General features: G+C 63.8%; 20 protein-coding genes and 2 pseudogenes. 11 read left to right on the forward strand and 11 right to left on the reverse strand.

Annotated features, from left to right (window positions below):
- Window positions 1-35: 35 nt before the first annotated feature.
- Complete coding sequence (gene hrpB / locus V6943_RS01475) at window positions 36-2,567, reverse strand: ATP-dependent helicase HrpB (RefSeq protein WP_340552397.1); 2,532 nt, start codon at window positions 2,565-2,567, stop codon at window positions 36-38.
- 214 nt (window positions 2,568-2,781) lie between these two features.
- On the opposite strand from hrpB, the gene V6943_RS01480 reads away from it, so the two are divergent.
- The 4 genes from V6943_RS01480 to V6943_RS01495 all read left to right on the forward strand — a co-directional run bounded on the left by V6943_RS01480 (window position 2,782) and on the right by V6943_RS01495 (window position 5,340).
- Window positions 2,782-3,198: a polyribonucleotide nucleotidyltransferase gene (locus tag V6943_RS01480; RefSeq protein ID WP_340552398.1), complete on the forward strand. Its 417-nt coding sequence runs from the start codon at window positions 2,782-2,784 to the stop codon at window positions 3,196-3,198.
- Window positions 3,198-4,136 carry a cation diffusion facilitator family transporter gene (locus tag V6943_RS01485; RefSeq protein ID WP_340552399.1) on the forward strand — a complete coding sequence of 313 codons (939 nt, stop codon included), beginning with the start codon at window positions 3,198-3,200 and terminating at the stop codon, window positions 4,134-4,136. The genes V6943_RS01480 and V6943_RS01485 overlap by 1 nt, the downstream gene beginning before the upstream one ends.
- A 300-nt stretch (window positions 4,137-4,436) precedes the next feature.
- Entirely contained in the window at window positions 4,437-4,916 is a 480-nt protein-coding gene (locus V6943_RS01490; RefSeq protein WP_340552400.1) for an Lrp/AsnC family transcriptional regulator, read from the forward strand.
- Between the two features lie 205 nt (window positions 4,917-5,121).
- Window positions 5,122-5,340, forward strand: coding sequence for a DUF2788 domain-containing protein (locus V6943_RS01495; protein ID WP_340552401.1), 219 nt, complete (start codon window positions 5,122-5,124; stop codon window positions 5,338-5,340).
- A 21-nt stretch (window positions 5,341-5,361) separates the two neighbouring features.
- On the opposite strand, the gene V6943_RS01500 is transcribed toward V6943_RS01495, so the two are convergent.
- The 3 genes and pseudogenes from V6943_RS01500 to V6943_RS20340 all read right to left on the reverse strand — a co-directional run.
- Window positions 5,362-5,928, reverse strand: coding sequence for a pseudouridine synthase (locus V6943_RS01500; protein ID WP_340553008.1), 567 nt, complete (start codon window positions 5,926-5,928; stop codon window positions 5,362-5,364).
- Window positions 5,929-6,095: 167 nt separating this feature from the next.
- A complete protein-coding gene (locus V6943_RS20335) occupies window positions 6,096-7,223 on the reverse strand; it encodes a methyl-accepting chemotaxis protein (protein WP_445324118.1) in 1,128 nt (375 codons plus the stop codon).
- Window positions 7,209-8,090: pseudogene (locus V6943_RS20340) on the reverse strand (cache domain-containing protein); the annotation flags it as partial. The gene V6943_RS20335 and the pseudogene V6943_RS20340, both read right to left, overlap by 15 nt.
- Before the next feature lie 237 nt (window positions 8,091-8,327).
- Here V6943_RS20340 and V6943_RS01510 point away from each other — a divergent pair.
- Complete coding sequence (locus V6943_RS01510) at window positions 8,328-8,891, forward strand: GNAT family N-acetyltransferase (protein ID WP_165914216.1); 564 nt, start codon at window positions 8,328-8,330, stop codon at window positions 8,889-8,891.
- Between the two features lie 132 nt (window positions 8,892-9,023).
- Here V6943_RS01510 and V6943_RS01515 read toward each other — a convergent pair whose 3' ends face one another.
- On the reverse strand, window positions 9,024-9,290 hold the full coding sequence (locus V6943_RS01515; RefSeq protein WP_131649720.1) for a DksA/TraR family C4-type zinc finger protein: 267 nt from the start codon (window positions 9,288-9,290) through the stop codon (window positions 9,024-9,026).
- A gap of 260 nt (window positions 9,291-9,550) precedes the next feature.
- Here V6943_RS01515 and V6943_RS01520 point away from each other — a divergent pair, with 260 nt between their 5' ends.
- Window positions 9,551-10,270 (forward strand): TorF family putative porin, encoded by a 720-nt coding sequence (locus V6943_RS01520; RefSeq protein ID WP_131649719.1) that lies wholly within the window; start codon window positions 9,551-9,553, stop codon window positions 10,268-10,270.
- Window positions 10,271-10,289: 19 nt separating this feature from the next.
- On the opposite strand, the gene V6943_RS01525 is transcribed toward V6943_RS01520, so the two are convergent.
- From V6943_RS01525 to V6943_RS01535, 3 genes are all read right to left on the reverse strand, one after another.
- Window positions 10,290-11,441: an MFS transporter gene (locus V6943_RS01525; RefSeq protein ID WP_340552403.1), complete on the reverse strand. Its 1,152-nt coding sequence runs from the start codon at window positions 11,439-11,441 to the stop codon at window positions 10,290-10,292.
- A 35-nt stretch (window positions 11,442-11,476) separates the two neighbouring features.
- Complete coding sequence (locus tag V6943_RS01530) at window positions 11,477-12,340, reverse strand: isocitrate lyase/PEP mutase family protein (RefSeq protein ID WP_131649717.1); 864 nt, start codon at window positions 12,338-12,340, stop codon at window positions 11,477-11,479.
- 96 nt (window positions 12,341-12,436) lie between these two features.
- A complete protein-coding gene (locus tag V6943_RS01535; RefSeq protein ID WP_340552404.1) occupies window positions 12,437-13,309 on the reverse strand; it encodes a DMT family transporter in 873 nt (290 codons plus the stop codon).
- A 280-nt stretch (window positions 13,310-13,589) separates the two neighbouring features.
- Here V6943_RS01535 and V6943_RS01540 point away from each other — a divergent pair, with 280 nt between their 5' ends.
- Window positions 13,590-14,072 carry a GNAT family N-acetyltransferase gene (locus V6943_RS01540; protein ID WP_131650037.1) on the forward strand — a complete coding sequence of 161 codons (483 nt, stop codon included), beginning with the start codon at window positions 13,590-13,592 and terminating at the stop codon, window positions 14,070-14,072.
- Window positions 14,073-14,145: 73 nt separating this feature from the next.
- On the opposite strand, the gene amn is transcribed toward V6943_RS01540, so the two are convergent.
- The 3 genes and pseudogenes from amn to V6943_RS01555 all read right to left on the reverse strand — a co-directional run.
- Window positions 14,146-15,618 (reverse strand): AMP nucleosidase, encoded by a 1,473-nt coding sequence (gene amn, locus V6943_RS01545; RefSeq protein ID WP_340552405.1) that lies wholly within the window; start codon window positions 15,616-15,618, stop codon window positions 14,146-14,148.
- 151 nt (window positions 15,619-15,769) lie between these two features.
- Window positions 15,770-17,419: an acyl-CoA dehydrogenase family protein gene (locus V6943_RS01550; protein ID WP_340552406.1), complete on the reverse strand. Its 1,650-nt coding sequence runs from the start codon at window positions 17,417-17,419 to the stop codon at window positions 15,770-15,772.
- 223 nt (window positions 17,420-17,642) lie between these two features.
- Window positions 17,643-19,574, reverse strand: a pseudogene (locus tag V6943_RS01555) (sensor histidine kinase); the annotation flags it as partial.
- Between the two features lie 238 nt (window positions 19,575-19,812).
- On the opposite strand from V6943_RS01555, the gene V6943_RS01560 reads away from it, so the two are divergent.
- The 4 genes from V6943_RS01560 (at window position 19,813) to V6943_RS01575 (ending at window position 23,247) form a co-directional block, all read left to right on the forward strand.
- Window positions 19,813-20,607, forward strand: coding sequence for a bifunctional hydroxymethylpyrimidine kinase/phosphomethylpyrimidine kinase (locus V6943_RS01560; protein WP_181099813.1), 795 nt, complete (start codon window positions 19,813-19,815; stop codon window positions 20,605-20,607).
- A gap of 13 nt (window positions 20,608-20,620) precedes the next feature.
- Window positions 20,621-21,259 (forward strand): thiamine phosphate synthase, encoded by a 639-nt coding sequence (thiE, locus tag V6943_RS01565; RefSeq protein ID WP_340552407.1) that lies wholly within the window; start codon window positions 20,621-20,623, stop codon window positions 21,257-21,259.
- Window positions 21,260-21,328: 69 nt separating this feature from the next.
- Window positions 21,329-22,612 carry a glutamate-1-semialdehyde 2,1-aminomutase gene (hemL, locus tag V6943_RS01570; protein WP_340552408.1) on the forward strand — a complete coding sequence of 428 codons (1,284 nt, stop codon included), beginning with the start codon at window positions 21,329-21,331 and terminating at the stop codon, window positions 22,610-22,612.
- A 5-nt stretch (window positions 22,613-22,617) separates the two neighbouring features.
- On the forward strand, window positions 22,618-23,247 hold the full coding sequence (locus V6943_RS01575; RefSeq protein ID WP_340552409.1) for a hypothetical protein: 630 nt from the start codon (window positions 22,618-22,620) through the stop codon (window positions 23,245-23,247).
- The last annotated feature ends 108 nt before the right edge of the window (window positions 23,248-23,355 follow it).

The raw sequence follows: 23,355 nt of genomic DNA on the forward strand, positions 1-23,355 counted from the left end.
GCTTTGTTTTCCGGCTTCAAGATCAAGCTGCTTCTTTACGTTCCGCGCGGCTTGACGCGCGCCGTGGGCTCGGCGACCAACGGATCATCCGGCCAATAGTGCTTGGGGTAGCGCCCCTTCAGATCCTTTTTCACCTCGCTATAGGTATTGGCCCAGAAGCTCGCCAGATCCTGCGTCACCTGCACCGGACGGCGCGCCGGGGAAAGCAGGTGCAGCTTCACCGCCTGCCTCCCGCCGGCAATACGCGGCGTGTCGGCCAAGCCGAACAGCTCTTGCAGACGTACCGCCAGCACCGGCGGCGACTCGCTGTAATCAAGCCGCACCCGCGAGCCGGAAGGCACGGCGATGGCGACCGGGGCCAGCTCGTCGAGCCGCTGCGGCAACGGCCAGGGCAGCAATGTTGCCAGCATGCTTTTCAGGTCCAGCTGAGCGAAGTGGGCCAGCCGTGAAACCTTGCCCAGGTACGGTAGCAGCCAATCTTCGAGACGGTCGAGCAACGCCGTGTCGCTGACGTCCGGCCATTCGCTGGCTGCTCCGGCATCCAGATCGAGCTGCCGAAGCAAGGCGATGCGCGCCTGCCATTGGCGAATCTCTGGCGTCCAGGGCAGCAACTCCAGCCCCTTGCGGCGCACCAGCCCGAGCAGGGCGCGGCCGCGCCCCTCTTCATCCAGCCCCGGCAAGGGTTCACGGCTGAGTACTAGTTCGCCGACGCGCCGCTGCCGTTCGGCACGCAGCACGCCTTCTCGTTCGTCCCATTCCAGCGCGTCGTGTGGGCTGACCTGCTCGGCCAGCACCTCGTCGAACAGCGTAGGATCCAGTGCCGCGGCACGATAGATGCGCTCTTCGCGCTGGCCCTGACGGCTGCCCAGTTCGGCGATCACTAGCCAGGGCTCCTTCATCAGCGCGTCCGGCTCGCCGAATACCGCCGCCCGCCCATTGGCCAGACGGTACTCGCCACCGCTCTCGCGGCGCTGCCGGGCGATTCGGTCGGGATAAGCGAAGGCCAGCAGCGCGCCATGCCAGCGCTGATCATCGGCATCGCTCGGAACAGTACCCGCCGGGTCGCGCAGCAGACCGCGAAATTGCCGGGCCAGCTGGCGCACCCGCTGCGCGCCGGCATGTCGCCCCGCGCTGCCGGCGAGCATTCCGAGGCGGGTGGAGATATCGCTGCCGCTGTCGCGCTGGCTGCCGCGCTGAATGTCGCGCTCTACCAGCAACGCAGCGAGATCGGCCGCCAGCGGACCAAGCCCCAGCGCCTGGCCGCGCAGCAACATATGGGCGATGCGCGGATGCGCCGGCAATTCGGCCATGGCCTGACCGTGAGCGGTCAGCTGCCAACCGCCGCGGGAGTTACGGCTGAGCGCGCCGAGGCGCTGCAGCAGATCCTGCGCCTGCGCATAAGCGGCCACAGGCGGCGCGTCCAGCCAGCTCAGCTCATCCGGCTCGACGCCCCATCGCGCCAATTGCAGCGCCACCCCAGCCAGATCGGCCTGGAGGATTTCCGCTTCGCCATAGGCCGCCAGTTGCGCGTACTGATCTTCGGACCACAGCCGATAGCAGGCCCCTGGCTCCAGACGTCCGGCGCGACCGGCCCGCTGAGTCGCCGAGGCGCGGGAAATGCGACGGGTTTCCAGGCGGGTCATGCCGCTGCCGGGATCGAATCGCGGCACCCGCGCCAAGCCAGCATCGACCACCACCCGCACGCCTTCGATGGTCAGGCTGGTCTCGGCGATGTTGGTCGCCAGCACCACCTTGCGCTTGCCGTCCGGCGCCGGTTCGATGGCCGCACGCTGGGCGCTCAGCTCCAATTCGCCGTGCAGCGGGCACAGCATCACCTCGTCCCGCTCCGCCAGTTGCTCGGCCAGGGTATCGTTCACGCGGCGGATTTCGGCCTGTCCCGGCAAGAAGACCAGCACGCTGCCGGATTCCTCATCCAGCGCCTGCAAGACCGTTTGAACCACTCTTGGCTCGATGCGCTCGCCGGGCTGGAACGGCCGCCCCCAACGCTGGATGACCGGGTACATGCGCCCTTCGCTGCGCACCACAGGCGCATCGTCGAGCAGGCTCGACAGCCGCGCACCTTCCAGCGTGGCGGACATCAGCAGCAGCTTGAGCGGCTCATCGCGCAGCAGTATGCGCGCATTGAGGGTCAGCGCCAGGGCCAGATCGGCATCCAGGCTGCGCTCGTGGAATTCGTCGAAAATCACCAACCCCACGCCTTCGAGCGCGGGATCGTCCTGCAGTCGGCGCGCCAGGATGCCTTCGGTGACCACTTCGATACGGGTATTCGGCCCGACCTTGCTGTCCAGACGGATGCGATAACCGACAGTCTCGCCGACCTTCTCGCCAAGCTCACTGGCCAGCCGTTCGGCCGCAGCGCGAGCGGCCAGCCGCCGTGGCTCAAGCATCAGGATGGTTTGCCCGTCCAGCCACGGCTCGTCCAGCAACGCCAGCGGAACGCGGGTGGTCTTGCCGGCGCCGGGGGGTGCTTCGAGCACCGCTTCGTCACGGATTCGTAGGGCCTGGCGCAGCGCCGGCAGGGCTTGATCGATCGGCAGGGAAATCATGGGCACTCCGCGTGAGGCCGAAGATTGTAAAGGTTAAGAAGGTAAAAGCGCTGGAGGCTGGAAAGCTGGACGACAAGGCAACTCGGTCGTCTTTTCCTTCAGCTTCAGCCTCCAGTGCAGGACGTGGCGAACGGTCACCCAGGCAAGACAGTCTGATGTCGAGAAAATATCACGCGGCCCTTGTATAGTTGCGCCCACTTTTCCGGAGGTCCTTATGCGTACTCGTTCCCGTGTCATCGGCGGCGTGCTGGCCGTCTCCCTGTTCACCCAGCTGGCCGCCTGCGGCACGCTGTTCTACCCCGACCGGCGCGGCCAGATCGACGGCAAGATCGATCCGGCCATCGCCGTAGCCAACGCCGTCGGTCTGCTGTTCTATGTGATCCCCGGCCTGATCGCCTTCGGTATCGATTTCGCGACTGGTGCGATCTATCTGCCCGACAACGAATATTCCATGGCCCCGGAAAAACTCCAGGAAGCCATCGGCGCGGACGGCGTAATCGACCAGGCCCGGCTCAAGGCAATCATCGAAGCGGAAACTGGCCGCAGCCTGCCGCTGGATGATCCGCGGCTGATTCAGCACGACGGCGGCATCGAGCAACTGGCCGCCTTCGGACTGCGTCCCGCCGCCTGATGCAGCACACCAGCGAACGGCGCAAGGGCGTCAGCGCCGAGCACGCGCGTCTTATGCGCCGTGCCACGCGTCTGGCGTTGGCCGTGGCGCTGACGCTGGCAGCAAGCAAGGCGCTGGCCTGGTGGATGAGCGGTTCGGTCAGCCTGCTGGCCGGTCTTACCGATTCGCTGCTGGACGGCGCCGCCTCGCTGCTCAATCTGCTGGCGGTGCACTACTCGCTGCGCCCCGCCGATGACGATCATCGCTACGGCCACGGCAAAGCCGAAGCGCTGGCAGGGCTCGGCCAGGGCGCCTTCATTTCGGTGAGCGCGATCCTGGTCTGTGTTCAGGGTGTCGACCGTATGCTGCATCCGCAACCGCTGGGCGCGCCGATGCTGGGCATCGCGGTGATGCTGCTGTCGCTGGCGCTGACCGTGGCGCTGCTGGCTTACCAGCGTCATGTGGTGCGCGAAACCGGCTCCACGGCGATCCGCGCCGACTCGCTGCACTACCGTTCCGACCTGCTACTCAACAGCAGCATCCTCGTGGCCCTGATCCTCGCCGGGTACGGCTGGGATCGTCTGGATGCGGTCTTCGGCATCGCCATCGCGGTGTACATCTTCTGGAGCGCGCTGAGCATCGTGCGCGAAGCCGGCGCGGTGCTGATGGACACCGAACTGCCGCCGGACGTCAGCGAGGACATGCATCGGCTGGCCTGCGCTGTGCCCGGCGTGGTCGGCTGTCATGACCTACGCACCCGCGTCTCTGGCACCCGGTGGTTCGTGCAACTGCATCTGGAGCTGCCCGGCCAGTTGCCGCTGATCGAGGCCCATGCACTCTGCGAGGCGGTCGAGTCGGCCATTCAGGACCGCTACCCGCGCGCCGAGGTGCTGGTCCATGCCGACCCGCAGGAGGTGGTGAGGCCGCGCCCAGCGCCGGAACCTGCCGGCAATCCATAAAAAAAGACCACGTGGCGAGACGTGGTCTTTTTACTGCTGAATTCGCTGACCGCTTGTGGCGGGATCTTCGGCAGCGCCTTGTGAGCGGTGCTGGCCCGGACCGATGACCTCGATAAAGGTCGGCGGTTGGCGCGGCGGGATAAGTGCCGCGTCAGTTCTGCCGGGGGCTGAAGTTGAATAAAGCTTACGCCCCGCGCTCCGGCAGATGTTTGCGAAGATTGCTCAAATTGACAGAGATTGCGCAATTCATACGCGACGGAGCATAGTTCCACGCAATCAAACCATGTGAGCCATTCGAAAATGAGCAAACTCGACCGCCATGACCTGCGAATTCTCGCCGAATTGCAGCACGACGCGCGTATCTCCAATCAGGACCTGGCCGAGCGTATCGGCTTGTCGCCTTCGCCCTGCTCACGACGGGTCAAACAGCTCGAGGACGACGGCTACATCGCGCGCCAGGTCGCCCTGCTGGACCGCAAGAAGCTGGGCCTAACCCTGACTGCTTACGTATTGATCGGGATGGACCGGCACACGCCAGACCGCTTCGAACACTTCGAAGGGGTGATCGGCAAATGCGCGGAAGTGCTGGAATGCAGCCTGGTCACCGGGATGGACGCCGATTACCAGCTCAAGGTCGTGGTACCTGATATGGAGCACTATCAGGCCTTTCTGCTCGGCACGCTGACCCGCATCGAAGGCGTCTCCAGCGTGCGTTCGAGTTTCGTGCTGCGTCAGGTGTCGTCCAGTACCGAACTGCCGCTGGATCACTTGCGTGGCTGAGACCCATTGCCGCGCCAGGGCTCGTGGCTGTCGGACTTGGCGTATAATCGCCGCCGCCTTGCTATGCCCCCGCGCGCACTACGTATAGAAATAGCGTCTCGCTCGTCGATAAACGTTCGCCGGCTGTCATAGCTGTATCGACTCAGGCTATGTGAAAACCGCTGCTCGCTCGTTTTCATACAGGCCTAACCAAGCGGAGTAATCGATGGAGCCCGAAGTTTTCGAAAAGTGGATGATGATCGTCCTGGTCGGCGGCCTGATCGCGTTCATGGCATTCATCATCTGGGACCTGGCCAAGAAATCCAAAGCCGGCCGACTCGGTACGACCATTCTGTTTCTGGGGCTGGGCCTGTGCCTGTTCGCGTTCATCGCCAAACCGATCATCGGCTATATCGTCGAAGTGACGCAGGGCATCCCGCACTGACTCGATTTGCAGCGCCGACGCTCACAAATGCGCCGGCACTTCCCGCCATTCGCCCGGCTGCAAGCCATCCAGCGCCCAAGGCCCAATCCTGACCCGCACCAGCCGCAACGTCGGCAGCCCGACCGCCGCGGTCATGCGCCGCACCTGGCGGTTGCGGCCCTCACGAATCACTAGCTCCAGCCAGCAGGTCGGCACCGACTTGCGAAAGCGCACCGGCGGATTGCGCGGCCATAGCGCCGGTTCGTCGAGGGCTCGGGCTTCGGCGGGTAGCGTCATGCCATCGTTGAGTTCGACGCCTTCGCGCAGCCTCGCCAGTTGTTCTTCGCTCGCCTCGCCTTCGACCTGCACCCAGTAGGTCTTCGCCAGCTTGTGCCTGGGATCGGCGATTCGCGCCTGCAGCTGACCGTCGTTGGTCAGCAACAACAGCCCCTCACTGTCGCGATCCAGGCGACCAGCGGGATAGACGCCCGCTGCCGGCACGAAGTCCTTGAGCGTGGCGCGTCCATCGGCATCGTTGAACTGGGTAAGCACGTCGAAGGGTTTGTTCAGCAGCAACAGGCGCGGCTCGGCCGGAGGCGCCTTGGCCACGCGGCGAGGCTTGCCGGTCGGGCGCTGCGGGCGCGGAGTGGAAGGGCGTGGCATGACAAGGGGCTCCAGGTCGGGGCGGCCATGCTAGGACGGCAATCCCGACCTCGCAAGCTATCGTCCTGTAGCTCGCGGCGCGCCATGACGAAAGCCAGCCCAGCGTCTATCGGTCAGCGGCTCATACCGGCCAGCCGCTGCGATATTGCCTGCATGCCCTGACCAAGTTCGCGCAGCGCCGCCGCATCGCGGGCCCCTTCTTCGCTTGCGGTGTGAATACGCACCGCAAGCTCGTTGATTTCCTGGGCGACATGACTCTGCTCCTGCGCCGCCACGGCAATCTGCTGCGCCCGCTGAACGATGCCATCGAAGCTACTCACCGTGTTGCCCAGCGTACCGGCCACACCGTCAGCCTGCCGCACCGCTTCATCGGTGCGTTGTGCGCCGGCCTGCATGGTCGCAACCGCTTGGGCCGAGGCCTGACGCAACTGGGTGATCATCTGCTGGATTTCATCGGCTGAACTCTGCGCGCGTCCCGCCAGGGTCCGCACCTCATCGGCCACGACCGCGAAGCCGCGACCTTGCTCGCCGGCACGCGCCGCCTCGATGGCTGCATTGAGCGCCAGCAGATTGGTCTGTTCCGAAATGGATTTGATGACGTCCAGCACCCCGCCAACGCGCTCGATATCCTCGCCGAGCTGCGTAATGGCCGAGGCGGCATCGGATATATCGCCAGCCAGCCCGACGATCGCTTCGCTGTTGCGCTGCACTTGACCCTGCCCCTGTTCGGCTTCGGCAAGTGACTGACGGGCGGTGTCGGAACAGTCGGTGGTGTTCTGCGCGACCTCGGCCGCACTGGCCGACATCTCGGTGATAGCGGTCGCCAGCAAGGTATTGTCCTGTCGCTGGGCTTCGGCACGATCGGCCAGCCCAATGGAAAGCCGCGCCAGTTCGTCGGCCTGCCGCTCCAGGCTTGCCGACTCCTCGCCGATGCGGCGCAGCATTTCGCGCAACGAACCGGCGTAATGATTGACAGCGCCGCGCAATGCCCCGAGTTCGTCGGCGCGGTGAATCTCCAGCTGAGCACCGTCATGCCCACCGCCCTGCCCCAGCCGCTCGATCTGGCCGGTGGTTTCTTCCAGCTGCGCCAGCAGACGCTTGCCCGCCAGCCAGGCGATGCCGAGCAGCAATGCCAGCAATGGCAGCAGCAGGAACAACATCTGCCACGTCAATTCATCAGCGAGGCCGGTCACATTCGCTTCCGGCGTGACCAACCCAACGCGCCACCCGGTGCCTTGCATGGTGACCAGCGTGACGTAAGCCGCACCGTCGACCAGGCCGTCGTGGTCCAGGAACAGCACCGCATCATCCGCACTGCGCGCGGCAACGGCGTCGGCAACCGGCTTGAACCAGGGCTGCTCACGCACCAGATCGGCCATGGCCGGCAAACCACTATTGCCCTTGGCGCCTGGGAAAAACAGCAGATTGCCAGCCTGATCGACTGCAAAGGCATAGCCGCCGGTCACGCCGCCGTTGGCATCGAGAAAGCGGGCCAGATCATCGAGCTTGAGGTCGAGGGTCGCAACGCCGGCGAACGTCCCGTCACGGCTGTAGGGCACGCTGCAGGTGGTCATCGCCACGCCGCTGACGGCATCCTGATAGCCGTCCGACCAGACGCAACGTCCTGGCGCTGCCGAGCGAGCCCCGCTATACCAGGACTCGGCATGGTAGGACGAGGTTTGCGCCGCGTTGTATTCATCCGAATAATCCAGCCCGCCGCTGGCATTGCGCGCCCAGAAGAAGCTGCGCCGCTCGACGCCAGACGTGAAGGCATTCGGCTCCGGCCACAGCCCGCCGCCGGCAATGGCAGCGTCGCCCTGACCGTCGATCAGGTTGGGCAGGGTCGACGACACCAGCGCCTCGTCATTGGGCATCTTTTCAGCCAGATGCGCCATGGCGGCGGTCGTGCCTTCGATGCGGCTGAGCTGCAGCGCCAACTGGCGGGCCAAGGCGCTGGCCGACTGTTCAGCGGCGGCGGTCCCGGTGGCCACCAGCCGCGGTTTGCCACCCAGGGTCATGACCCCGAAAATAGCCAGTGCGGTAAGCACCAGAAGAACGAGAACACCCAGCGTCATGCGTGGCGCGATCCGGGCAGGCAGGAGGGACATGCTACAAACTCCACGAAGGAACTAAATCACCAAGGGACTGCGTCACCAAGGAATTGGGTTATGCAGCATTACGGCAGCCCGACCCGCACATTGAGCGCTCAACGGCTGGAAACGACGAGCGGCAGGACGATCGAACCGTGCTCGATCAAAAAACGATAGGCGTTTTGGCTCGGTCGAAAAGGCCGAGATGGCACCCGAGCGCCTGCCGGCATCAACCAATCCCGCGAGAACGGGTCAATGACTGTTGCGGCCGACGCCGCATCGCCCCGAACCGCTTTGAAGGACTTCAACGTGCAGATACGTGACGCCCTGGACGCCGACCTCGACGGCATCCTGCAGATCTACAACGATGCGGTGCAGAACAGCACAGCGATCTGGAACGACCGGACTGTCGACCTCGCCAATCGTCGCGCCTGGCTGGCCGAACGCCATGAGCAGCGCTATCCGGTATTGGTTGCCGTCGACGACGAGCAACGGGTCGCAGGTTACGCATCCTTCGGCCCTTGGCGCCCGCATGATGGTTTCCGCCACACGGTGGAGAATTCGGTCTACGTGGGTCCCGGCCAGCGTGGTAGCGGCATCGGACGCAGCCTGATGCAGGCGTTGATCCAGCGCGCCCGGCAGTTGGACAAACACGTAATGGTCGCGGCCATCGAGAGCGAGAACCGTGCCTCGATCCATATGCATCAGCAACTGGGTTTCATCCACGTCGGGCAGATGCGACAGGTCGGCTGCAAGTTTGGTCGCTGGCTGGACCTGACGGTCATGCAGCTGACCCTGCGCCGCACAGCCAACCCGTAGTTACGCTCATCTTCGAGTTCGATGCCCGCCTGCATGCATAAAGCATCCGATCGCATAGGTGGAAACGCTGAAGGCCTTTCCACCGAAACCGACGGCAGCCGTCAGGTCCGCCATTTCCAGACTTCTCACCACTCACCGCAGCTGGCTATCCTTGCTGCCGCGGCGGTTATAACCACTGTATGCGGCTTCTCGCTTGTCCTGTTCGGACTGGCACTTCACGCACAACCGTACGCCCGGGACCGCCTGCCGCCGCGCCTCGGGAATCTTGGCGTCGCACTCTTCACAGTGCGTCAGGCTTTCGCCCCGCCCCAATTTGCTGCGTGCGCGCTGAACGGCGTCCTCGATCGTGCTGTCGATCTGGTCCTGCACGGCGCCTTCGTTCGCCCAACCGGTGGCCATCGCAACCTCCTGCCTGTTCGAGCAATCACTCTCCGACATTTGAGCTGCTGCGGCGTGAGCGGTTCAGCCCGCGATGTGCTGGAATCATCCTTCGGCACCGCCTGTCGTTTGCTTGGCGTCAAAACGACGAGCGGGGCTTGAGTCGCGAAGGCATGCACTACCCTTTCCAGCCGATCGATGGCCAAGCCGAACCGCACCCGCTCTGCATTACGCCCTTGCGCACGTACGGCTGGCACAACTATCCACCAGCGAAACGGTGTATGAACAAAAATATCCTGACGGCCCTGGCGCTTGCTCTGGGCGGATGCGCCAGCCAACCGGACGTCGTCGAACACGAGGTCGGGGCGTTCGACCTCAAGCTCGGCACTGCACCGACCCGGAGCATGGCGCAAGGCCTGGTCAACCCGACCGCCGCCGGCACCTTTCGCGGAGGGCTGGACCTGACCCACGCCGGCGGCCTGTACATGGGGCAATGGGCGCCGAGCATGGGCATTCTTGACGGCAGTCAGCTGGAGCTCAATAGCTACGTCGGCTATGCCCAGCCGCGCCTTGACGACACGCTCGGCTTCGAGCTGGGCGTGATCCGCTACAGCTTTCCAGAGCTGGAGAACCACGATCGTCACGAGTACTACGCCGGCATCAACCTGGTCGGCAGCCGCCTGGGAGGCGCGCTACGCAGCGCGCCGGGGCGCACCGACGGGACGCTGTTCCTGGAGCTGGGATCGGTTCAGCCATTCGATGTTGGGGTTCGCCTGAAGTACGCCAGCCACTCGATGGACAGCCCCATGTATCACCCCGGCGGCAGCGTGCGCGTCTTCAACGACTGGTCACTGAACCTGTCCCGCCCGCTGCTCGGCATGGATCTGAACCTGTCCTATACCGACTCCAGCCTGAGCGGCGACCAATGCGGCGTGTACTCGGGGCTGAACGCTCACTGCGAGGGCTTTCTTATGTTCAAGGCCGAGCGCCAGCTGTTCTGAGCGAGCCCTGAGGTCTGCGCTAGCGAAAGCGTCTTTGCGCGTGCAGCACCGCCACTAGGAATACCGCGGCCGCGAAGCCGTACAGCAGCCCCAGATGCCCATGCTGAAACAGCCAGGATCCCAGCACCGGTCCGGTGGCCATACCCATGAAACGAAAGAAGTTGTAGCTGCCAACGGCGGTGGCGCGATTGTTTGGGTAGAGATCCATCAGCAAACTGGTCTGCACTGGCAGCGACAGACCGAGAAACAATCCGAACGCGCTCACCGCCACGACAAGCGCCGCCAGCGACCACTGCGCAACGGCAAGAAACAGCAGCACACTGAGGACATTCAACCCGGCCGTCACCAGCAACGTCGGGCGGGCCCGCCAGTGTCCCAGTAACCGTCCGCCAGCAAAGCTGCCGATCACCACGGCAATCGACAGCGGCAGGAAGACCAAGCCCTTTTCGCTGGCGCTAAGGCCGTAGCTGGTGTCCAGCACACGCGGCATGAACACCAGGTAGTTATAGAAGGCGTAGTACTGCACGAAGCTCAGCAGCATGATCGCCAGCCCCTGATGGTTGCGCAGCACATCCAGATAGTCGGCGGGATGGAAAGCCTTGGGCGTGGCCCCGACGGGGCGCGTTTCCTGAAGCCAGATGGCATTGGTCAGCAGTGCGGCGGCGCCGACCACCGCCAGCAGCAGAAACACGAAATGGAAGTCCAGGTGTTCGCCGACGAAGCCGCCCACCACCGGGCCGACCACCGGCCCCAGCGCCACCATCATCTGAAACGAGCCCATCGCCCGGCCACGCTCCGCCCCTTCGAAACGATCGCCAATGACCGTGACCGCCACCACCGCACCGGCGGCGATACCCACCGCCTGCAGCGCGCGAAACACCAGCAGCATCTCGATATTCGGCGCCAGGAAGCAGCCCAGCGAAGCGCCGACATAGATCGCCAGCCCCACCAGCAGCGTGCGCTTGCGACCTCGACGGTCGACCAGCGGGCCGTAGACGATCTGCATGAACGCCAGCACGAAGGTGAAGATCGAGATGCTGAGGTTGATCATCAGCGGCGTAGTCGCCAGCGCCGCTCCCAGCTCCGGCAGAATCGGTGCGTAGACGGTCTGAGTGAACGGCCCGAGGAACGCGGCGAAAGCCACCATGAAGGTCAGCAGGCGTGGGCTCATTGAATTCCCCGAGCGATGAAAGAGCGGCGCAGCGGTTATTCCTTAACCTGCATGAAGTCTTCAGCCCAAGCCATGTATTCGTCGGCGGTCGAGTATTTGACCGAGAGCTGCGATGCGTTGAGATCCGATGCGTCGATCTGACGTTGTTCGCGCAGGCAGTCGTAGGTCGCCTTGATCGCCGCGAAGTAGGCGGCGTGACCGTTGACCACGATGCGCACGCCAAGCGCAGCCAGCCGCTCGTTGTCACGCAGGCGCGGGTTGCCGTACGTCACCAGCATCAACGGCACGCTTAGTTTTTCCGCAACCTGCTCAAGCTGCTCGAAATCCTCGATACCGACCAGGCAGATGCCATCGGCACCCGCCGCCTCGTAGGCTTGCACCCGGGCGATCACCTCTTCCAGGCCAATCACGCCGGCGTTGGTGCGGGCGATGATGGCAAGCGCGGGGTCGATACGCGCTTCGAGCGCCGCCTGGATCTTACCGACCGCCTCGAACATGCCGATCAGGTCCGTGGATTTGCGGCCGAATTTGGCCGGCAGCAGGGTGTCTTCGATGGTCAGCGCGGCGATTCCGGCGCGCTCCAGCTCGACCACCGTGCGCATCACGTTGAGCGCATTGCCGTAGCCGTGATCGGCGTCAGCGATGATCGGCAGGCGCGACACGCGACCGATGCGCGTGGCCTGTTCGACGAATTCACTCAGGGTGATCAGCGCGAAGTCCGGCGCCGCCAGCACCTGCAACGAGGCGACCGAACCGCCGAGGATGCCGACTTCGAATTCGAGGTCGGCAGCGATACGCGCCGACATCGGGTCGAACACCGAAGCGGTGTGGTAACAGCGGTTAGAGGCCAGCAATTGGCGGAATTCGTTGCGCAGGGTGTGATGAGAAATTCTTTGCATGATTTTTCCTGAATAAAGCACGCAAGGGTCGAGTCGCCCTTGTTGGTCGATGTTGGAAGCTACGTGGAAGGCCCGACGGCACATCCGCTGCGGTAATCAGAGGCGGGGGCGCGGTGCGCGCCCCTGCACCCAGGCCATGCATAGGCCGCTGGCAATGATGATAGTCATGCCCAGGATCGCGCCGAGATCCGGTACGTGGCCGAAGGCGAAGAAGCCCACGACACCGGCGAAGATGATCTGCGCATAGGTAAAGGGGGCCAGGGTCGCCGCGCTGGCGAAACGGAACGCGTTGGTCAGCAATAGGTGGCCGCTCATTGCCATGGCGCCGAGCGCGGCCATCAGCAAAGCGTCGTGCAGGGTTGGTGTCTGCCAGTTGAAAATCACCAGCACGCTCATCACCAGACTACCGACCACACTGGTGAGGAAATTGCTGGTCACCGGATGGTCGGTGGCGCTGAGCCGACGCGTAACCAGCTGGTAGAGCGTGAAACTGACCGCCGCGCCGAACGGCAGCAGGATCGCCGGAGTGAACAGCGCCCCGCCTGGCCGCACGATGATCATCACCCCGATCAGCCCGCAACCCACCGCCAGCCATTGGCTACGGCTGACGCGTTCCCCCAGCAACGCAGAGGCGATGGTCACCAGCAACGGCGTCAGAAAGATCACCGCAGTGGCCTCGGCCAGCGGGATGAAACTCAGGCCGCTGATGAACAACATGCTCACGCTCACCAGACTCAAGCCACGGCATAACTGCAATCCGGGCCGCAGCGTATGGAACACGCGGCGCCCCATGCGCGGCGCGAACAGCGCGGCCATCAGCACCGTCTGCGCCATGTAGCGCGCCCAGATGACCAGGAACACCGGATAAAGCAGCGTCAAGTGCTTGGACAGCCCGTCGTGCGTGGCAAGGACCAGGCACGAGACGAGAATGAGCAGGACGCCGAGCAACGGCTGGGGTGAATTGTTCAAAGAGAAGACCAGAGGGATAGCTAGCTAACTAACGATGAATTATGCCCGCAAAACGCGATGCCGTCAGTCGCGAGTTCGCGTCGGCCGACCGCCTGCCGCTTGCGCTGATGCCCTTCGAGACGACAGCGACACGGCTGTGTCATGTGCGACATCGTGCCGCCACGTCCTTCGTCGCCTGGCTCACCCCTGCTCTGCCGATCGCGTATGATCGCCGGCCCGTTGCAGGTCGCACAGCCGGCCCGAGCCCGTTCGAGTAACCAAGATGTTCAAGTTGAGAGCGATGCAGGTGCGCGATATTCCTGCCGTGATGTCGATTCAGGAAGAATCCTATGCCGCCGAAGTCCTTGAAGACGAAGCGGTGATCCGCGCCCGCCTTGCCGCGTGCCCGCAACTGGCCTGGGTCGCTGAAGATACCCTCGGCGTCTGCGCCTACCTCTTCGCCTATCATTCGCGGGTTGGCAAGGTGACGCCGCTGGACGGCGAATTCCAGTCCCACGCCGAAGCAGATTGCCTCTATCTGCACGACCTCGCCGTATCCCGTCGCGCCAGCGGTCGTGGCATCGGCCCGGCGCTGGTGCAGAAGAATCTGGAACAGGCCCGAACCCAGCAGCTGCGTTATTCGGCACTGGTTTCGGTACAGGATTCAGAAGCGTTCTGGGCCCGCCTCGGCTACGCCGCGCATGACGAACTGGATCAGCCGCAGGCCAGCAACCTGGCCAGCTACCAGATCCCCGCCGTATACATGGTGCGCGCGCTGCATTAACGAATGCAGAAGTAGAGAAATGCAAAGCCCGAGCTGACCTCGGGCTTTTTTGTGGCTGCGCTTGCCGCTGCCCCTACCGGAACGGCGGCTCGTCGAAGCTGCGCAGCTTGCGCGAGTGCAGCGAGTTGAGCTGATTACGCAGCAAGTCGAGCGCGGCGATGCCGATCTTCAGATGCTGGGTGACGGCGCGCTCGTAGAAGGCATTGGCCGAACCCGGCAGTTTGATCTCACTGTGCAACGGCTTGTCCGACACGCATAGCAACGTCCCATAAGGCACACGCAGGCGATAGCCCTGAGCGGCGATGGTGCCGCTTTCCATATCCACCGCCACGGCTCGCGACAGGTTGATCAACGGCCGCTCCTGCGCCCAGCGCAGCTCCCAATTGCGGTCGTCGTAAGTCAGCACGGTGCCGGTGCGCAAACGCCGCTTCAGCGCCTCACCCTTGTCGCCGGTGACCTGCGCGGCGGCCTCCTGCAGCGCTTGCTGCACCTCGGCCAGTGCCGGCAGCGGAATGTGCGGCGGCAGCACCCGGTCGAGGATGCCATCGCGACGCATATAGGCGTGGGCCAGCACGTAGTCACCGATCGACTGCGACTGCCGCAAGCCGCCGCAGTGGCCGATCATCAGCCAGCAATGGGGGCGCAGCACGGCCAGGTGATCGGTGATGTTCTTGGCGTTCGAAGGACCAACGCCGATGTTGACCAGGGTGACGCCGTCGCCATCCTCGGCGATCAGGTGGTAGGCCGGCATCTGGTAGCGATGCCAGAGCACGCCGCCGATGATCGCCTGAGCCTCGCCCTCTTCCATGCCGCGCTCGATGATGATGTTGCCCGGTAGCACCATGCGCACGAAACGGGTGTCGTCGCGCAACATGTCTAGGCCATGACGGATGAACTGGTCGACGTAACGGTGATAGTTGGTCAGCAGTATCCAGGGCTGCACATGCCGCCAGTCGCTGCCGGTGTAATGCACCAGCCGGCGCAGCGAGAAATCCATCCGCGCACCGTCGAACAGCGCCAGCGGATAAGGGTCGGCGTGCTCCCAGTCATAGAGCCCGTCGGCGATGTCATCGGTGGCGGCGGACAGATCGGTGCTGGGAAATACCCGCGCCAGTTCAGCTGCAGTCACGCCGGAGCCGGCCAGCTCGTCGCCCTGCTCGATCACATAGGGATAGGGGATGTTGCGGTCGCTGATCCCGACTTCCACCTTCACGCCAAAGTCATGCATCAACGGCTGCAGCTGATCGAGCAAGTAACTGCGAAACGCCGCCGGGTGAGTCACGGTAACGCTGTAGACGCCTGGCGCCTGCACCTTGGCATAGGCGCGAGTGGATGCCGGCACCTCACCGTGGCACTCGTAGGTCAAGCGCAGTTCGGGATAGCGAAACGACGCACGCTCGGCCGCACTCGGCTCGCTGCGGCTGGCCACGTAACGCTTCAGCGCCTGGTGCAATGAAGCGGTGGCGTGCTCGTGCAGCTCGGCAAGATAATCCACCGCCGCTTCGGCGCTGGTGGCAACGCGAAAGGCTTCGCCTGCTGGATTCATGGTGGGTTTCCTTGTTCAGTCGTTGAAAACATCTTGCCTGCTGTTCGATGACAGCGGTAGCGGCAACGGCCGACTGTTTATCGGCGAGCATGCAGTTAGCACTGCCGTCCCTCACACCCGCTCTCCATGGCGCCGCATCGCTGCGGCTCAGTCAATCAATAAACGGCGCACTCCTCGCCAACAACGCCGTGATATCCAGCCCTCTCGGCAAAGTGCCGAATACCCGCCCGCGTCCTTCCAGTCGACTGGCGATGAACGCATCCGACACCGCCGCGTTGCCGGCCTCCAGCAGCAGCTTGGCCTGCAGCGCGACGGCTACGTCTTCGGTGAGCTGTCGGGCGCGATATTGGATGTCATCGGTGTCGCGGAAGGCTGTTTGCAGCCTGGCGATATGCGCCTGAAGACGCGCATCGCCGTGGCCGTCGCCGAGTTCGGCGAACAGCACTTCGAGCACGCCCGGCTCTTTCGACAGGGCGCGCAACACGTCCAGGCATTGCACGTTGCCGGAGCCCTCCCAGATGGAATTGACCGGCGCCTCGCGGTACAGCCGCGGCAGGATGGTTTCCTCGACGTAACCGGCGCCGCCCAGGCATTCGCTGGCTTCGGCGATCATTTCCGGCGCGCGCTTGCAGATCCAGTACTTGCCGATGGCAGTGACCAGACGCGCGAACTTGTCTTCCTGTTCATCCTGGCGATTGTCCTGAGCACGACCCATGCGCATGGTCAGCGCCAGCGCGGCTTCGCTTTCCAGCGCCAGGTCAGCCAGCACGTTGCGCATCAGCGGTTGTTCGATCAGTGCCCGCCCGCCGACGCTGCGATGGGTGCAATGGTGCATGGCCTGGGTCAGAGCTTGGCGCATCAAGGAACTGGAGCCGATCATGCAATCGAAGCGGGTCGAGGACACCATCTCGATGATGGTCGGCACACCGCGCCCTTCCTCGCCGATCATCCAGGCCAGGGCGCCGCGGTATTCAACTTCACTGGACGCGTTAGCCCAGTTGCCGAGCTTGTTCTTCAGTCGCTGGATATAGAACTGGTTGCGGCTGCCGTCGGGGCGATGGCGCGGCAGCAGAAAACAGGACAGGCCCTGGTCGGTCTGCGCCAGGGTCAGAAAGGCGTCGCACATCGGCGCCGAGCAGAACCATTTATGCCCGACCAGCTCGTAGGCCTGTCCCGGGCCGCCAGCGCCGACCGGATGGGCGCGGGTGGTGTTGGCGCGCACATCGGTGCCGCCCTGCTTTTCGGTCATCGCCATGCCGATGGTGACTCCGGCCTTCTGCTCCATCGGCAGGTTGCGCGGGTCGTATTCCAGGCTGAGGATTTTCGGCAACCAGAGGTTGCCCACCTCTCCCTGCAGGCGCAGCGCGGGCACGCTGGCGTAAGTCATGGTCAGTGGGCAACTGCTGCCGGCTTCGGTCTGGTTGTGCAGGTACATCAGCGCCGCGCGGGCCACCTGGGCGCCGGGCTGCGGGTCGGTCCAGGGCAGCAACGTGATGCCATGGGCGATAGCCGTGCGCATCAGCTCGTGATAGGCGGGATGAAACTCCACCACATCGATGCGATGACCATAGCGGTCATGGCTCTTGAAAACCGGCTTGTTCTCATTGGCCAGAAAGCCTGCGGCCATCAGCGGCCCGCCGGCCAGCGCGCCGTAGGCATCCAACCGTGACTCGGCCCAGCCGCCATGGTAGCGATGCACCCATTGCTGCAACGGCAGGTCAAGCCGATACAGGTTGGCGCCATCGAGCGGCGGCACCTGGTTCAGCACCTCGTGGGTTTCAGCGTACTGGTGCAGGCTCATGGCGGATCTCCTCGGCAGGCGAAGTGGCGACGACCTGATTGAAGATGCGTTCTCAGCTACCTTCACAGTTCGCCGGGTCGATGCGAGTCGGCATCTTGTCGGCCCGCGAGAAGAAGTGAAGCACGCATGTTTGCCGGGAAAAAGCGGGGTTTCAGCCAAACCACGCGCGCGAACACGCACGGCATGGCCACCGGATGATGGGCGGAAGCGTTCAGGCAACCTGCAGCGGCACGCGCACCTGGAAGTGAGTGCCGCGGCCAGGCGTGGATTGGCAGGAAATACTGCCGCCCTGCAGCTCGATCAGCTGTCGGCATAGCGAAAGGCCGATGCCCAAGCCGCCATAGGGCCGAGTCATGCTGCCATCGAGCTGGCGGAAATATTGATAAAGCGAGCCATCGGCCGGCGCTTCGAAACCCACGCCGGTATCGATCACATCTACTGCAAGAACGAACCCGGATTCCCCGTCGTCATGCCCGGCCAGCGCCAGCGTCACGCTGCCCGTCAGGGTGAACTTGATGGCGTTGTCGAGCAGATAGCCAAGGCTCTGTTTCAGCTTGCCGGCATCACCCACCAGGATACGAGGCAGCTCGCTGCTGGTTTCGATCGAGAAGGTCAATCCACGCTTCGTCGCTCGGGCGCCGTAGATCACGTCAAGCTCGTCGATCATGGCACGCACCCCAAACGACTCGTTGCGCAGCTGCAACTTGCCGGCCTGCAGTTCGGTCAGCGCAAGAATGTCGTTAACCAATCGCATCATGTCGCGCGCCGAGCCGGTTGCGATGCGCTGGTACTGTTCTAGTTCGCCGCTCAGCTCCAGCGTTCGCATCAGGTCGAGGCTGCCAAGAACGCCGTGCATCGGCGTACGCAACTCATGGGTTACGTTGGCCAGAAACTGATCCTTGAGTCGGTTGCTTTCGGCCAGTTCCCGGTTCATTTCCTCAAGTTTGCGACCTGTCTCCTGCAGCACCTTGGCGCGCTCTTCCTTCATCGCATTGATGCGGTCGGCCAATGCCAGCGACAGCAGAGCCACTTCGATCGCCGAGCCGATCTGCCCGGCATACATGGTGAAGAAGTTGTGCGGTAGATAGCCCAGCACCATCAGCGTATTGATCTGCCCACCGATCAGAAAGGTCGTCCAGGCAATCATGAAATAGCGCGCGACCCGCATGCCACGGTACCAGGCGACACTACCGGCGACGAAGATGACCAGGATGAACCAGAGCGCCATGGACGTCGCCAACCGCAGCGCCAGCGCATAACTGGCGGTCAGCGACAGCACCATGGTCAGCGCGCCTAGCCCCACCAACATCAATAACGCGGTGTCGATCCAGGGGCTGTGCTTGCCCGTGTGCAGGAAACTACGGGCGAATTGGCAACCGAAGACGCCCGCCGCGCCGATCAGGAACGGTGTCGAGACATTGGCCCACCACGGCGAATCCGGCCACAGAAACTGGACGCCCAGCCCATTGACCGAGACCTGGTACAGGCCGAACGAGGCGATATAGAAGATGTAGTAGAGATAACTGCGATCACGCACGCTGAGGAAGATAAACAGGTTGTAGACCAGCATTACCAGCAGCGCGCCGTAGATGATTGCCAGCATATAGATGTGTGCCGATTGCGCCTCCAGATAAGCCGCTGGCGCCCACAGGGTCAACGGAACCTGGATCGAACCCTGGCTTTCCAGTCGCAGGTAGATTCGCTGCGGCTGATTGGGCGGCAGTTCCAGCTCGAATAAATGATTGCGGTGCTGGATTTGCCGCTCGCCGAAAGGCAGCGCGTCGCCACTCGCTTGCGCCAGACGGTAGCCGCCCTGGCCGTCGGGTAGATACAGATCCAGATGATCCAGCGGCGGATAGGCCAGCTCCAGCCACCATCGTCCAGGCCCATGGGGTCGATCGGTTCGGTAATGCAGGTCGATGCGCAGCCAGAACGCTGAACGCGAATAACCGGCGTTGAGCACGTCCTTGTCATGACGGACGAAGTGCCCGGCCGCGTCGCGTGCGAGCACCTCCTCGATGCTGGCGTCCCGCTCAGGATCTTCCAGCAAGGCCATGACCTGACCCAGCGGAAGACGCCGGGTTTTATCGTCGAAGTCGACAGCGCCGGCCAATGCCGGCAGCAGACTGAATAGGAATAACAATATCTGGCGCATAACTGCGAACGCCCCGCCGAGCCGCGCCAGGAGAACCCGGCTCCCCTAAAACATGCGCCACTCGAAATGGATGGCACTTTAGCATGATCCAGCAGACCGGCACGCCGCGTTCTGCTGGCGTCACACTGCACGCGCCACGGTCGCCCAGGCAAGCCGCACGGGTCGATTGGTGATAAGCTCGCACGCCTTAAATCTGGCTGCCTAGCGCCATCACACTCTGTATTCGGGGAACCCATCGATGTCCGGCCCTTGCTCCCGTCCTGTCGTTCTCTGCCTTTCCGGCCACGACCCGAGCGGGGGCGCCGGGTTGCAGGCGGACATCGAGGCGCTGATCGCTCAGGGTTGCCACGCAGCCCCGGCCGTCACTGCGCTGACCGTGCAGGACACCGTCGACGTGTCTGATTTCCGTGTATTGGATCGCGACTGGGTGTTGGCTCAGGCCCACGCCGTCATCGCCGACCTGCCTGTTGCCGCGGTCAAACTGGGCATGCTCGGCTCGGTGGAGATGGTCGAGACCGTCATTGAAATCATGCAGAAACTGCCCGGAGTGCCATTGGTTTGCGACCCGGTGCTGCGTGCCGGCGGCGGCGGCGCGCTGGGCAAGGACGAAGTTGGCTATGCCATGCGCGAGCGCCTTTTCCCCGTATCGACCATCGCGACCCCGAACCTGCCGGAAGCGCGAATTCTCGCCGGACTGCCCGAAGGCAGCGCCGATGAATGCGCGGAGAAATTGCTGCCCTACATTCGCTATCTGCTGATCACCGGCGGACATGGCGATGAGACCGAAGTGCATAACCGCCTGTATTCACGCGACGGCGAACGTCACGACTTCAGCTGTCAGCGCCTGCCGGGCAGCTATCACGGCTCCGGCTGCACCCTGGCCAGCGCGCTCGCGGGCCGTCTGGCTCTTGGCGAAAACATCGTCAGCGCCGTGAAGTCCGCCCTGGATTACACATGGCGCACCTTGCGCGATGCCGAAGCGCCGGGGCGCGGGCAATACATTCCCCGTCGCCTGCCGTTGGATCTGGCCTGATTGGAGGATTGCCATGAAAGGCACCAAGTTGCGCGGCCTCTACGCCATCACCGACAGCAAGCTGCTGGCCGATGGGCGCCTATTACCGTACGCCGAAGCGGCGTTGAGGGGCGGTGCGCGCCTGCTGCAATACCGCGACAAATCCGATGACGCGGCCCGGCGCCTACGCGAAGCCGAAGCATTGCGCGACCTCTGCCATCGCCATGGCGCGCAACTGATCATCAACGACGATGCCGAACTGGCCGCGCGCCTCGACGTCGGCCTGCATCTGGGCCAGGGAGACGGCTCGCTGTCCGCTGCCCGCGCCCTGTTGGGCCGCCAGGCGATCATCGGCGCAACCTGCCATGCGCGGCTGGAACTAGCCGAACAGGCAATCGACGAAGGTGCGAGCTATGTCGCCTTCGGCAGATTCTTCGACTCCAACACTAAACCCGGCGCCCCGGCCGCCACCCCGGAAATGCTCGAACAGGCACGCCAGCGCTTCAGCCAACCGATCACCGTGATCGGCGGCGTGACACTGGAGAACGCACCTGACCTGATCGCTCGCGGCGCCAGCCTGGTTGCCGTGGTGCACGCGCTGTTTGCAACGGATTCGGCCAGTGAGGTCGAGCGCCGCGCGCGGGCATTCAGCGAGCTGTTCGCCGGTAACTGATCGGTGTCATTGGCAGCGGCCGCCGCGCCAGTCCACTCTGTATTTTTCTCTATTTCCGAGAGGCCACGCATGTCCCGTTCCGAAACCCTCTTCGCCAGCGCCCAGAATCACATCCCAGGCGGTGTCAACTCTCCGGTGCGCGCCTTCCGCAGCGTCGGCGGCACGCCGCTGTTTCTCAAGCACGCCGAAGGTGCATACGTCACGGACGAGGATGACAAGCGCTATGTCGATTACGTCGGTTCCTGGGGTCCGATGATTCTCGGCCACAGCCATCCGGAAGTCCTCGACGCGGTACGCCGTCAGCTGGCGCACGGCCTGTCGTATGGCGCACCGACGGCCATGGAAACCGAGATGGCCGAACTGGTTTGCAGCCTGGTGCCGTCGATGGAGATGGTGCGCATGGTCAGTTCCGGCACCGAGGCGACGATGAGCGCCATCCGTCTGGCTCGCGGCTATACCGGCCGCGACAGCATCATCAAATTCGAGGGCTGCTACCACGGTCATTCCGATAGCCTGCTGGTCAAGGCCGGTTCGGGCGCGCTGACCCAGGGCGTACCCAGCTCCGCAGGCGTGCCGGCGGCATTCGCCAAGCACACCCTGACGCTGCCGTTCAATGACCTGACCGCGGTCGAGCAAATGCTCGCAGAGGTCGGCAGCGAGGTCGCCTGCATCATCGTCGAGCCGGTTGCCGGCAACATGAACTGCGTACCGCCGGCGTCCGGTTACCTGCAAGGGCTGCGCGAGCAGTGCGACAAGCACGGCGTGGTGCTGATCTTCGACGAAGTGATGACTGGCTTTCGCGTCGCCCTCGGCGGCGCGCAGGCTCACTATGGCGTCACCCCGGATCTGACCACCTTCGGCAAGATCATCGGCGGCGGTATGCCGGTCGGCTGCTTTGGCGGCAAGCGCGCCATCATGGAACGTATCGCACCACTGGGCCCGGTCTACCAGGCCGGCACGCTCTCAGGTAATCCGCTGGCTATGGCTGCCGGCCTGACCACGCTGAATTTGATCAAACGCCCGGGCTTTCATGCCGAGCTCACCGACTACACCACACGCATGCTGAAAGGCTTGAAAGAGCGCGCGGTGGCCGCCGGCATCCCATTCGTCACCACTCAGGTGGGCGGCATGTTCGGTCTGTACTTTAGCGACGCGGACGGCATCGTCACCTTCGAAGATGTGATGGCGAGCGACGCCGAGCGCTTCAAGCAATTCTTCCACGCCATGCTCGATGGCGGCGTGTACCTGGCGCCCAGCGCGTTCGAAGCTGGCTTCACCTCCATCGCCCATGGCGATAAGGAGTTGCAGATAACCCTCGATGCCGCCGAGCGCGCCTTCGCCCGATTGAAGTGAGCCCGATGCCCGAGCTGTTGCAAGCCACCCTATTGACGCTGGCCGCACTGGCCAGCGCAGTCTGGATCGGTAAAGCCCGCCGCGGTTATGACGAGCCGGAGCAGCCAGCGCTGTTCTGCGCCCTGCTCGCCTTCAGCATGGCCGCCGGAACGGGTGCCTGTGCCGTGGCGAGATTGGCGCTTGGCCACGACACCCTCGAGGCAGAACGCTGGTTATTGCAGGCGACGATACTGCTCGGGCTACCGCTGGTCGGCATGGCGGCGTTGACCCTGAGCCGCAGATGGCGTTGGAGCCGCCCGAACTGGGGCCGAATCGTATTGGGGCTGTGCGCCTTTTTCGAACTCGCCAGGCAGCTCGGTTGGAGCGCGCCTTATGAGCTCGCACTGGGTCTGATCAGCGCGCTGCTGGTGCTTTACGCAGGCCTGTTGCAATGGCCCGCGCGCCTGCAGGCCAGCGCTGGCGTGGTCGGCGGTGCCCTGATACTGATCGCGCTGCCCTGGACCGGGCTGTCGATCGGACCCAACCCGCTCGGTGCTTATCAGCAACTCTGGCTTGCGCTGGCCTGCCCGGTCACAGCCTGGCTGCTGCTCAATCTCACCGGCAATCCTCGCGAGGTGGGCAGCGCGCCCGCGTAAAAAGCTCGGCAGGCGCGATCAAAGCCTTTGTAAGCCGGCAACGGCTTATCCATAATGTGACCGTCGGCTCGTTTTGAGCCGGACCTTCAATCACCGCCCTGATCTCCG

It is taken from the genome of Pseudomonas sp. CBC3, assembly GCF_037967085.1.
GTDB lineage: Bacteria > Pseudomonadota > Gammaproteobacteria > Pseudomonadales > Pseudomonadaceae > Stutzerimonas.